This window comes from Streptomyces sp. NPDC096311, assembly GCF_044763085.1.
Classification (GTDB): Bacteria; Actinomycetota; Actinomycetes; order Streptomycetales; family Streptomycetaceae; genus Streptomyces.
In genome coordinates this window covers 330,612-342,159 of sequence record NZ_JBIWFN010000014.1, presented here as the reverse complement: position 1 = coordinate 342,159, position 11,548 = coordinate 330,612, and the positions used below count along the sequence as shown (strand labels likewise).

Below are 11,548 nucleotides of genomic sequence, written 5' to 3'. Positions count from 1 at the left end.
CCCGCCCCCTCCAACCCTGGTGTTTTTAGTTATTCCTCAGACCTTTTGAACCCATTGTATACCCACTCCGCACACCCCGGGGGGGGGGGGGTGGGGGGGGGGCCCCCCCCCCCCCCCCCGCCGCTCGGGCCGACCCGCGCGTGCGCGCGGGCCCCAACTGTCCTGCCGCGACTCAGTCGTTCGCGACGATCGGGTAGCGGGGCTCGTTCTCGGCCATCTGCCGCAGGGCTTCCTTGCGCTCGCGCTTGGAGAGCCGGTCGATGTAGAGGTAGCCGTACAGATGGTCGGTCTCGTGCTGGAGGCAGCGCGCGAAGTAGCCGGTGCCGCGCACCTTGATCGGGTTGCCCTTCTCGTCCTGCCCGGTGACCTCCGCGTAGTCGGGGCGGGCCAGCGGCGCGTACGCGGTCGGCACCGAGAGGCAGCCCTCGTTGCTGTCGTCGAGGCGGCGCTGCTCGGCGGGCAGCTCGACGAGGACGGGGTTGCAGACGACACCGACGTGCCGCTTGCCCTCGTCGTCCTGGCAGTCGTAGACGAAGACCTTCAGGTCGACGCCGATCTGGTTGGCCGCCAGGCCCACGCCCTCGGCGGTGCGCTGGCTGGCGAACATGTCGGCGACCAGCTGGTCGAGCTCGGGCCCGAACTCGGTGACGTCCTTGCACTCCTTGTGCAGCACCGGGTTGCCGACGACCGTGATCGGCCGCGAGGTACCGCGCTCACGGTAGGCCGCCTCGCGCTCCTCACCGTCCTCGGTGTCGTTGACGAAGCCCTCGTCGTCCACGGGGAGCACTCCAGAGTGCTGCTGCTCGGTGTCCTGCTGCGCCATGACCGACGTACGCCTTCCTGAGTGCTTGGGAGTGTGGTGCTGTTACAGAGTACGGGGACAGGCGCCCCTTCAGGGGCGCGGGGAATTGCGCGACAAGCCCCCACCGGCCCGCGGCGAACCCGCAGCGCTCAGCAGACCTCTTCGAGATCCCGCCAGTCCCGGGAGTCGGGGCTGTCCGCGACCCACCCGTCCAGCAGTCCCCTGACCAGCGGAGCCGGCGCGGCCACCCCGCACTCCCGCTCCGGCACCCACAGCTGCCCGTCGGTGCGGTGACCGAGCGGCCCCGGATGCCCGGGCTCGCTGTGGTCGTGCGGGTCGAGATGCTCACCGTCGCCCTCGTCGGACGGCATCCGCGACTCGGAACACATCCGGCACAACAGCCGTACGGACGAGGACCAGTCCTCCGCGGCGAAGCCGGCGTCCGCCGCGAGCTGCTCCAGGGCGTCCCGGTCCTCCTCGGTGGCGGCCTCCAGGAGGACCACCCAGGTGGGCACCGGGGACGGCGCCCACAGCTCGATCTCGTCGAAGACGGGATAGGCGTGCCCGGCGGCGGTCGTCCGCTCCCCGTGCGGGACACCGTCGTGCAGGACGACCTCGCCCCAGCGCCGCCCCGAGGACGGCAGCGGAATAGACAGGACCTCCACCCGGGCCGGATCGAGCCTGCGCCCCCACACGACCTCGGCCTCGCCCTCCGGCGACAGCCGTACGGCCGCACTGCCGAGGTCCATGCCCACCGGTTCGCCGGAGACGGCGGCCCCGCCGGGCACCCGCAGCCCGTACGCCTGCCAGGCACGACGGGCCAGCGGCCAGTCCTGCAGGGCGGTGGCGGCGATCCCGACGTTCCACCAGTCGGGGGCGCCCGCCTCCCGTTCGAGAAGCGCGACGGCCCGGAGGCCCGCGGCCCGCGCCTGCTCCCAGTCGTGCCGGAACTTGTGCAGCAGGGCCAGGTTGAACCAGGACTCCGACAGCCAGGGCTCCAGGTCCGCGGCACGCGTCAACAGCGCTCCCGCGTCCTCGTACCGGCCGTCGCCGATCAGCGTGAACGCGCGATCGGTGGCCTGCCGCCATGAGGCGGAGGGCCGGTGCCGTCCCTTGCCGAAGATCCTCACGATTCCCGCCTGCCAGTTCCTTGCGTTTCCCGCCTGCCGGTCCCTTGAAGAGTTTCTTGAAGACAGCGCAGCCCCGGGCTGGCCCGTGCCCCCGAACACCCTCTTCCTCGCATCCAACCACGGACCGTTGGACGGGCGCTCATTACCCATGGGTTACCCAGCCTGGGGCAGGGTAAGGGTGCCCCGCAACAGGACCCTGGCCAGCGACTCCACCACCTCGGGCTGATAGTCGCGGGCCGTGGCCAGGCGCAGCTTCTCCAGGGCGGTGAGGGGCCCTCCCGGGCCTGCTTCCCTGGCCATCTCCTCGAACGCGTTGACGGCCCGCACGATCCGTGCCGTGACCGGCTGCTCCCGGTACGGATCGGCCTGCCGCTCCACGACCACGGCGACCTCGGCGTCCACGCCGGTCTGACGTACGACGGCGCCGCCGAGGAGAGCGATGCGCCGCTGCTCGTCGGCAGAGAGCACGGAGGTGGCTCCGGCCGGCACCGGGTCGACAAGGCTGAGCTGTCCGATGTCGTGCATGAGCGCCGCGTACTCCAGGACGGTCAGATCGGGCTCGGACAGGCCCAGCTCACGGCCGACGGCCCGGCTGAGCGCGGCGACCCGCCGGGCATGCCCGGTGGGGGTGTACCCGGCGATCTCGGTCGCCCGCGCGAGTGAGGCGATCGTCTGCCGATAGGTGACGCGCACGGCGGCGTACCGCCGGACGGAGAGTTGAGTGAGCAACAGGGGCAGCGAGAACACGGGCAGCGCCCACAGCCCGACGACCGCCACCGCGAGCGACATCACGGCCCCGGTCGCGCAGACCGCCGACCCGATGCCGAGTGTGGCCCGCAGCTCGTCCCGCAGCAGCGGTCCGAAGGGCCAGCGGGTCCGGGCGTGTGCCATCGCCGCCGCGAGCACGGCGTCGCACAGCGCGGTGAGCACCAGCAGGGAGACCAGCAGCAGGGCGTACGAGGGGCCGCCCCAGCCCATCAACCTGCCCTGGTTGTAGAGGGGTTGGAAGCAGACGGCGGCGAACCCGACGGTGAGGACGCGCCGGGTGAGGTGGTCGGCGGTGGGCCCGCGGCCCTGGGCGACGTGCGGTACGCAGCCGATGAGGGCCGCGGCCACGACGACGGCGACGATCTCGAGGACGCCGTGGGCGGCGCGGTGTCCGGCGTTCTCGCCGAGCAGCGCGTACGCGAGGGCGCCGGCTGCGGCGAGGGGCGCCGACTCCCGCTCCTCGGCCCCGCTCCAGCGGGTCAGCTCCCCCACGGCGATGAGGATCCCGAAGGCGACCGCGACGCCTCGTTCGTCGAGACCGTGCCAGAGGACGACGGCCAGCGAGACAACGGCGAGGAGCAGAGCGACCGCGTGCACGAGGGTGAGGGTGAACGGGGCTCGACCGACGATCCCGTACCCGGGAATCTCCACCCCGACGGCACTCATGACCGCCCCCGCCCGACGACGCCGCTCGACGGAGGGTCGACGCCCGTCGGGTCCCGGTCCGCGCCGGTCGACGGCCCGTCGGCGCCCGTCGAGCAGCCGTCCGTACTCGCCGAGGACCCGGTTGTGCCGGGCGGGCAGACCCCCGCTGTCACCGCAGGATGCCACCCGTGTCGGTTCAGCGCTCGCACCAGGGCCCGTACCATCCCCGGATCGAACTGCGCCCCCGCGCACCGCTCCAGTTCCTCCAGCGCCACCGGCACCGGTCGGGCCCGCCGGTAGGACCGGGTCGACGTCATCGCGTCGAACGCGTCGGCCACGGCCACCACGCGTGCGAACTCCGGGATCTGGCGTCCCACCAGCCCGTACGGGTACCCGCTCCCGTCGATCCGCTCATGGTGGTGCAGGATCGCCGACCGCGCCTCCCCGAGGAAGCCGATGCCACGCACCATCTCGTGCCCGTACTCGGGATGCAGCTCGATGATCCGCCGTTCCTCCGGCGTCAGCGGCCCGTCCTTGCGCAGGAGCCGCGTGGGCACGCCCAGTTTCCCCACGTCGTGCAGGATCCCGGCGAAGCGCAGTACTTCGACGCGCTCGTCGTCCATGCCCAGCTCACGGGCGATCATCATGGACGCCTGCCCGACCCGCTCACTGTGCCCGCGCGTGTACCCGTCCTTGATGTCGACGGCCTGCACGAGGGCCCGGATGGTGGCCTGGTGGGCGGCCCGCTCCCGGTGGTACTGCGCGAACGCCCAGCAGGACACGTACATCGGCAGCAGGACGAGCAACGCGGCGACGGGACCGTACGGACTGCGCCACAGCACCGCCATCATCAGCCCGGCGAGCCCGTGCACGGCGACGGAGGCGAGGGAGCGCGAGAAGAGCCCCCGCCAGGCACCCCGTACGGGCACCCGCTCGGCGAGCGCCAGGATCCCGCCGTCGAGCGCGGTCAGCACCACGCAGAAGGTGAGCACCGCGGCCCCGGCGGGCACGAGCGCGTAGGGGAAGTGCGGCAGGGCCACCGCGTCCCGGCCGCCCAGCGCCCAGTGCACCCGGGACGCCGCCCAGACCGCGACGGCGAGCTGGGCCGCGCGCCAGATCCGGCGCAGCCAGCGCGGCCGCTGCTCCACACGGGCGAGCAGCGCGCCCGGCAGCGCCACGAGCGCGGCGGCCGACGGCGGCAGCAGAAAGGCCCCGGCGAGCAGCACGGGCAGGAAGGTGCCCAGCCCTCTGGGGGCGCCCCGCTCGGCGACGCGGGCGGCGGCGCCCTTGGGGCTGTGCGGGAAGGGGATCCGCTCGCAGCCGGCGTACAGCGCGGCGAGCAGGGCGACGATCCACCAGGGAGCGTGAACGGCGGGCAGCGGAGCCAGGCAGGTCACGGCGGCCAGGACGACACAGACGACGTAGACACGGGCCCACGTCGGAATCGACCCCATCGCCTCGTTCCCTCCCCCGGACGTCCCCTGCCCCGATCAGGCTCCGGAGCCTAGGGCGGTGGGGACGGTACGGGGGCGGCAATAGCCGAATCCGCGGGCTCCAGGCCCGCGGATTAGCACGTTCGGGTGATAACCGGACGATCTCCCCGGGGAGTTCAGGACTCCTGGGGTGTCGCGGTGACGTCGTGCTCGGGCACGGTCTGACCGGAGCGGATCAGGTCGATGCGGCCCATGACCTTGGCGCGCAGATCGGTCGGCACGTCGTCCTGGCCACAGCACCGCTTGACCAGCTTCTTCACGGCCTGCTCGAGTCCGTACTTCTCCAGACACGGGGAGCACTCCTCGAAGTGCACCTCGAACTTGGTGCAGTCCGAGTCCGGCATCTCATGGTCGAGGAACTCGTACAGGTGGTCGAGTACCTCACTGCAATCCGTCTCGTGCGGCTCTCCGCAGCTCATGAGCCCGAGCCTTTCGCTTCGTTCGACTCTCCGGCGCCGGCCGGGACCAGCCCGCGGTCACGGGCGTAGTCCTCGAGCATGCCGCGCAGTTGGCGACGGCCCCGGTGCAGCCGGGACATCACCGTACCGATGGGTGTCCCCATAATGTCCGCGATCTCCTTGTACGCAAAGCCTTCTACATCAGCGAGATAGACCGCGATGCGGAATTCCTCGGGGATCGCCTGCAGCGCAGCCTTGACGTCCGAGTCGGGCAGGTGGTCGAGCGCCTGCGACTCCGCGGAGCGCAGACCGGTCGACATGTGCGACTCGGCACGCGCGAGCTGCCAGTCCTCGATCTCCTCGGCCGCACTGCGCTGGGGTTCGCGCTGCTTCTTGCGGTACGAGTTGATGAAGGTGTTGGTGAGAATGCGATACAGCCAAGCCTTGAGGTTGGTGCCCTCGCGGAACTGGTGGAAGGACGCGTACGCCTTCGCGTACGTCTCCTGCACCAGATCCTCGGCGTCGGCCGGGTTGCGCGTCATGCGCAGGGCGGCCGAGTACATCTGGTCGAGGAATTCGAGCGCGTCCCGCTCGAAGCGCGCGGTGCGCTCGGCGGACGACTCCGTGCTCGTGCCCTGGCCCTCGGGCTGCTCCGCCTGGCCGTGATCGGTCCCTGCGTCGGTCCCAGTGACCGGACCCACCTCCTCCAGCGACGTGGCAGGACCGAAACCGGTCCCACTCGAATCGGAGGATAGACGAACATCCACACCCGCCGCCGCTCGAACGGGGGCGGTCTTCGCCGCGTGCAGCACCGTCCAGTCCAGCTCAGGGCTACTGCTGCGGTTCGGGCAGATGGTCGAACCCATGCGGCGGACTTCCTCTCGTTCGAACGGTTCAGCACGCTCCGTGCTGTCTGCTCGGCACAACAGTGGTCCGCCGCCCGACATTCCCGTGCGTCACCCGAGTGACGCGATCCACCTCACAACGCCGTCGGTGATGATCTCCAGGGCCTCGTCCTGGTCGATCGGTGCCCGTTTCGGCACGGCGAAGCCATGATCTCCGTACGGCACCTCGATCAGCTCGTGCGAGCCCTTCGGGAACTCCGCCGGCTTGCCGAACGGGTCGTTGCCGCCCTGGACGACGAGGGTGGGCACCCCGGCGCCGAGGAGTTCGCCGGCGCGGGACTTCTCGGGCTTGCCGGGCGGGTGCAGCGGGAAACTGAGGGCGAGGACGGCGGCGGCGCCGAGTTCCGTCGCCGTACGGCACGCGACGCGGGCTCCGGCGCTGCGTCCGCCCGCGACCACCGGCAGTCCGGGCTTCGCGACCGTGGGCCACAGGCCCCGCCATCCCACGTCCAGGGTCTTGGGCGCGGGCGCCACTTTCTTCCCCGCCACCCGCCAGGGCTGTTCGATGAGCGCGACGCTCACGCCGTGCCCGGGCAGCACCGCGGCCAGCGCCTGGAGATCGCGCGCCTCGATACCGCCACCCGCGCCGTGACTCACAGCGAGCACAAGGTGTGGCTTCTTGGCCCGGTGCCAGGTGACGCGGGCTGTACCGGCGTCCGTCTCGATCGTCTCGATCGCGTCCATGATCTCCGTCACGTCAGAAGAGTGTGCCCTCTTCGGGGCCCTCCAGCTCCTTCAGCAGCTCCGGCCCGTTGTTGCGGACGTTGCTGACGGCCGTGGAGACGGGATAGGCGCGCATCAGCCCGGCGGGCGGCGGCGCGAGCAGCTCGCGCAGGCCGTCGACGTCCGTACGGGCCGGGTCGAGCCAGGCGTCCCAGCGGTCCGGGGTGAGCATCAGAGGCATCCGGGGGTGGATGTCGGCGAGGGCGTACGGCCCCTCGGCGGGCGCGACCGCGAGCGGCGAGGTCTCCGCCTCGGTCGTGATCACCGAGCACGTCACCCACCAGGCCCGGGGGTGGTCGTCGGGGAGCGTCCGGTCGCGCCAGAACTCGTACAGCCCTGCCATCGCGAAGACCGAGCCGTCCGCCGGGAGCACGAAGTACGGCTGCTTGCGCGGCCGCTTCTTCTTGCCCTCGACCTCGAGATCGCGCTCGGTGGACCCGGTGACCCACTCGTAGTAGCCGTCGGCGGGGACGATGCAGCGCCGGGCGGCGAAGGCACGGCGGTACGAGGGCTTCTCGTGCACGGTCTCCGCGCGGGCGTTGATCATCCGGGCGCCACCCTCGGGCGTCTTGGCCCAGGACGGGACGAGACCCCACTTGAGCCTGCGCAGCTGGCGAACCGGCTTCGGGCTCTCCGCGTCCTTAAGGGGGCGGTCGAGGACGGCATAGACGTCCTTGGTCGGGGCCACGTTGTAGTCGGGGTCCAAGGTCTCCTCGGGCTCCCACTTCTCGACCTCAAAGATTCCTGCGAGATCCTCGGGCCTACGACTCGCTGCATACCGTCCGCACATACGTGCCACACTGCCAGATTCCGCGACACCAGAGGGAGCCACCACAGCCAATGGACAGCACCGCATCCACCTCGCTGGCCTCGCTCTGGGACCAGGTCTCCGGCACCCAGCCGGACCCCGATCTGTGGGTGGTGATAGCCACCATCGTCGCCGCTCTCGCGGTGATCGTCCCGCACGGCGTATGGCGCGTCTCGCGCAACGCCATCACCATCGCGCACGAGGGCGGCCACGGGCTGGTGGCGCTGCTGACCGGGCGGAGCCTCAGTGGTATCCGGCTGCACTCCGACACCAGCGGCCTCACCGTCAGCCGCGGCAAGCCCACCGGCCTCGGCATGATCCTCACCGCGGCGGCCGGCTACACCGCTCCCCCGCTGCTCGGCCTCGGCGGCGCCGCGCTGCTGGGCCTGGGCCGCATCACCCTCCTGCTGTGGCTGGCCACCGGCCTGCTCGTCGCGATGCTGGTGATGATCCGCAACGCCTACGGGGCGCTCACGGTGGTCCTCACCGGCGGTACGTTCCTGGTGGTCTCGTGGCTCGCCGGACCCCAGGTACAGGCGGCCTTCGCGTACGCCGTGGTGTGGTTCCTGCTGCTCGGCGGCGTCCGTCCGGCCTTCGAGCTCCAGGCCAAGCGCAGCCGCGGCGGCGCCGGCGACTCCGACGCCGACCAGCTGTCCCGGCTCACCCATGTCCCGGCGGGGCTGTGGCTGTTCCTGTTCCACGCGGTGTCCCTGTGCTCTCTGCTGGGCGGCGGCCGCTGGCTGCTCGGGCTTTGAGTGCCGGCTGCCGGAACGTCGAGTACGGGGACGTCGAGTACGGGGACACCGAGTGCCGGAACGTCGAGTGCTGGGACGTCGAGTGCTGGGACGTCGAGTGCTGGGGCGTCGAGTGCTGGGGCGTCGAGTGCTGGGGCGTCGAGGCGTCCCTGAATCTTTCGCTCACATTCCGTCACTTTTGATCAAGATCTACCCCCACCCTCACCCACTAAAGTGGGCGCATGACCGCGAACCCCGCCCACACCGCCCTCTGGCCCGCCCCGCACGCGAGCGGAGCCGTCGACGCGACGGTCCACGTGCCGGGGTCCAAGTCGGTCACCAACCGCGCCCTCGTCCTCGCCGCGCTCGCCTCGGAGCCGGGCTGGCTGCGCCGCCCGCTGCGCTCGCGCGACACGCTGCTGATGGCGGGCGCGCTGCGCGCGATGGGCGTCGGCATCGAGGAGACGGTGGCGTCCAGCTCCACGGTCGCCGCGGGCCCGGACGCCTCCGGCGAGGCCTGGCGGGTCATCCCCTCGGGGCTCCAGGGCCCGGCCACGGTCGACGTCGGCAACGCCGGCACCGTGATGCGCTTCCTGCCCCCGGTCGCCGCCCTCGCTGACGGCCCCATCCGCTTCGACGGCGACCCCCGGTCGTACGAGCGCCCGCTGAACGGCGTGATCGACGCGCTGCGTCTGCTCGGCGCCCGCATCGACGACGACGGCCGCGGCGCACTGCCGCTGACCGTGCACGGCGGCGGCGCCCTGGACGGCGGCCCGGTGGAGATCGACGCGTCCTCGTCGTCCCAGTTCGTGAGCGCCCTCCTCCTGTCCGGCCCACGCTTCAACCAGGGCGTGGAGGTCCGCCACATCGGCTCGACGCTGCCCTCGATGCCGCACATCCGGATGACGGTCGACATGCTGCGCGCGGTCGGCGCGCAGGTGGACACCCCGGAGTCGGGCGGCGAGCCCAACGTCTGGCGGGTCACACCCGGCGCGCTGCTCGGCCGCGACCTGATCATCGAGCCGGACCTGTCGAACGCCCAGCCGTTCCTGGCGGCGGCCCTGGTGACCGGCGGCACGGTCGTCGTCCCCGACTGGCCCGCGCACACCACCCAGCCCGGTGACCGGCTGCGGGAGATCTTCACCGAGATGGGTGGTTCCTGTGAACTGAACGACAGCGGTCTGGAGTTCACCGGTTCGGGTGCGATCCACGGCATCGACGTGGACCTGAGCGAGGTCGGTGAGCTGACCCCGGGCATCGCGGCGGTCGCGGCCCTCGCCGACTCCCCGTCCACCCTGCGGGGGGTGGCCCATCTGCGCCTGCACGAGACGGACCGGCTGGCCGCGCTCACCAAGGAGATCAACGAACTCGGCGGTGACGTCACCGAGACCGCCGACGGCCTGCACATCCGCCCGCGTCGACTGCACGGCGGCATCTTCCACACCTACGACGACCACCGCATGGCGACCGCCGGCGCGATCATCGGGCTGGCGGTGGAGGGCGTACAGATCGAGAACGTGGCGACGACAGCGAAGACCCTGCCGGACTTCCCCGATCTGTGGACCGGAATGCTCGGGAACTGACGGGCGGACCGGGATCATGCGCCGCTACGGCAAGCACACCGACGAGGACGACATCCGCCAGCGCCCCAATCGCAAGGGCAACCGTCCGCGTACGAACATCCGCCCCAAGCACGAGGAGGCGGTCGAGGGCATGGTCGTCACCGTCGACCGAGGCCGTCTGACCTGCCTCGTCGAGGACCGCCTCGTGATGGCGATGAAGGCCCGCGAGCTGGGCCGCAAGGCCGCCGTCGTCGGTGACCGCGTCGCGATCGTCGGTGACCTGTCCGGCGAGAAGGACACCCTCGCCCGCATCGTCCGCATCGAGCCGCGCAGCTCGGTACTGCGCCGCACGGCCGACGACGACGATCCCTACGAGCGCGTGGTCGTCGCCAACGCCGACCAGCTCGCCATCGTCACCGCCCTCGCCGACCCCGAGCCGCGCCCGCGCCTGATCGACCGCTGCCTGGTCGCGGCGTACGACGCCGGTCTGGAGCCCCTCCTGGTACTGACCAAGTCGGACCTCGCCCCGCCCGACGAACTCCTCGAGCTGTACGGGGCTTTGGGCGTCCCCTACGTCGTGACGAGCCGTGCGGAGCTGGAGAGCGGCGCGGCGGTGGACCGGGTGCGCAAGCAACTGGACGGCAAGATCACGGCGTTCGTCGGGCACTCCGGCGTCGGCAAGACGACCCTGGTCAACGCGCTGGTCTCGCAGGAGCGCCGGCGCAGCACCGGCCACGTGAACGCCGTCACGGGCCGGGGCCGGCACACCACGACCTCGGCACGCGCGATCCCGCTGCCGGGCAGTGAGGGCTGGGTCATCGACACTCCCGGCGTCCGCTCCTTCGGCCTGCACCACGTCAACCCGTCCCGGGTCATCCACGCCTTCCCCGACCTCGAACCCGGGACCGAGGGCTGTCCGCGCGCGTGCAGTCACGACGAGCCGGACTGCGCGCTGGACCAGTGGGTGGCGGACGGCCACGCGGACCCGCAACGGCTCTACTCCCTGCGCCGGCTGCTGGCGACGCGGGAACGCACGGAGGGCGACTGAGTCCCCTGAGCCCCCTTGTGACCTCCGCGTTGTTTGCGTGGGCGGCCCGTCGGTAAGTGCTTAGCCGGTCGGCAAATGCATAATCGCACCAAGCCGGACCCAGGCCAGGCGAAGCAGTCGACGTGCGGACACGGGAGGACGACACATGGCGTGGCTGCTGGTCGTTGTGGCGGGACTGCTCGAAACCGGCTTCGCCGTCTGCCTGAAGCTCTCGCACGGCTTCACCAGACTCTGGCCGACGGTCGCCTTCTGCGTCTTCGCGCTGGGCAGCTTCGGTCTCCTGACTCTCGCCCTGCGCAAACTCGACGTCGGTCCGGCGTACGCGGTGTGGACCGGCATCGGCGCGGCCGGCACCGCCGTCTACGGCATGATCTTCCTCGGCGACCTGGTGTCGACGCTCAAGATCGTCTCCATCAGCTTCGTCATCATCGGCGTCATCGGCCTCCAACTCTCGGGCTCCGCCCACTGAGGCGCCCCCTGAGGGACGCGGGCTGAGGGACGCGGGGAACTGCGCGACCAGTCACAACGACGC

General features: G+C 71.3%; 13 protein-coding genes. 5 read left to right on the top strand and 8 right to left on the bottom strand.

Annotated elements, in window-relative coordinates:
* Positions 1-172: 172 nt before the first annotated feature.
* The 8 genes from def to ACIRA5_RS33460 all read right to left on the bottom strand — a co-directional run bounded on the left by def (position 173) and on the right by ACIRA5_RS33460 (position 7,654).
* Positions 173-823, bottom strand: coding sequence for a peptide deformylase (gene def, locus ACIRA5_RS33495; RefSeq protein WP_054228148.1), 651 nt, complete (start codon positions 821-823; stop codon positions 173-175).
* A gap of 128 nt (positions 824-951) precedes the next feature.
* On the bottom strand, positions 952-1,932 hold the full coding sequence (locus ACIRA5_RS33490) for a hypothetical protein (RefSeq protein ID WP_054228149.1): 981 nt from the start codon (positions 1,930-1,932) through the stop codon (positions 952-954).
* A 153-nt stretch (positions 1,933-2,085) separates the two neighbouring features.
* Positions 2,086-3,366: an HD-GYP domain-containing protein gene (locus ACIRA5_RS33485; RefSeq protein ID WP_403697210.1), complete on the bottom strand. Its 1,281-nt coding sequence runs from the start codon at positions 3,364-3,366 to the stop codon at positions 2,086-2,088.
* Positions 3,363-4,799 (bottom strand): HD-GYP domain-containing protein, encoded by a 1,437-nt coding sequence (locus tag ACIRA5_RS33480; RefSeq protein ID WP_403697207.1) that lies wholly within the window; start codon positions 4,797-4,799, stop codon positions 3,363-3,365. The genes ACIRA5_RS33485 and ACIRA5_RS33480 overlap by 4 nt, the downstream gene beginning before the upstream one ends.
* A 155-nt stretch (positions 4,800-4,954) precedes the next feature.
* The gene (gene rsrA / locus ACIRA5_RS33475; protein WP_054228151.1) at positions 4,955-5,257 is read right to left on the bottom strand and encodes a mycothiol system anti-sigma-R factor; all 303 of its coding nucleotides are present in this window, start codon (positions 5,255-5,257) and stop codon (positions 4,955-4,957) included.
* The gene (gene sigR, locus ACIRA5_RS33470; protein ID WP_054228152.1) at positions 5,254-5,937 is read right to left on the bottom strand and encodes an RNA polymerase sigma factor SigR; all 684 of its coding nucleotides are present in this window, start codon (positions 5,935-5,937) and stop codon (positions 5,254-5,256) included. Before sigR ends, rsrA begins: the two co-directional genes overlap by 4 nt.
* Before the next feature lie 255 nt (positions 5,938-6,192).
* Complete coding sequence (locus ACIRA5_RS33465; protein ID WP_403697254.1) at positions 6,193-6,825, bottom strand: alpha/beta family hydrolase; 633 nt, start codon at positions 6,823-6,825, stop codon at positions 6,193-6,195.
* A gap of 13 nt (positions 6,826-6,838) precedes the next feature.
* A complete protein-coding gene (locus ACIRA5_RS33460; protein WP_351432272.1) occupies positions 6,839-7,654 on the bottom strand; it encodes an SOS response-associated peptidase in 816 nt (271 codons plus the stop codon).
* Between the two features lie 50 nt (positions 7,655-7,704).
* On the opposite strand from ACIRA5_RS33460, the gene ACIRA5_RS33455 reads away from it, so the two are divergent.
* The 5 genes from ACIRA5_RS33455 (at position 7,705) to ACIRA5_RS33435 (ending at position 11,485) form a co-directional block, all read left to right on the top strand.
* Entirely contained in the window at positions 7,705-8,427 is a 723-nt protein-coding gene (locus ACIRA5_RS33455) for a M50 family metallopeptidase (protein WP_352045971.1), read from the top strand.
* A complete protein-coding gene (locus ACIRA5_RS33450; RefSeq protein ID WP_403697203.1) occupies positions 8,424-8,609 on the top strand; it encodes a hypothetical protein in 186 nt (61 codons plus the stop codon). Before ACIRA5_RS33455 ends, ACIRA5_RS33450 begins: the two co-directional genes overlap by 4 nt.
* A gap of 39 nt (positions 8,610-8,648) precedes the next feature.
* Positions 8,649-9,989 (top strand): 3-phosphoshikimate 1-carboxyvinyltransferase, encoded by a 1,341-nt coding sequence (aroA, locus tag ACIRA5_RS33445; RefSeq protein ID WP_054228155.1) that lies wholly within the window; start codon positions 8,649-8,651, stop codon positions 9,987-9,989.
* 16 nt (positions 9,990-10,005) lie between these two features.
* Positions 10,006-11,016 carry a ribosome small subunit-dependent GTPase A gene (gene rsgA / locus ACIRA5_RS33440; protein WP_403697200.1) on the top strand — a complete coding sequence of 337 codons (1,011 nt, stop codon included), beginning with the start codon at positions 10,006-10,008 and terminating at the stop codon, positions 11,014-11,016.
* Between the two features lie 145 nt (positions 11,017-11,161).
* Positions 11,162-11,485, top strand: a complete 324-nt coding sequence (locus tag ACIRA5_RS33435; RefSeq protein ID WP_352045968.1) for a multidrug efflux SMR transporter — start codon at positions 11,162-11,164, stop codon at positions 11,483-11,485.
* Positions 11,486-11,548 lie beyond the last annotated feature (63 nt).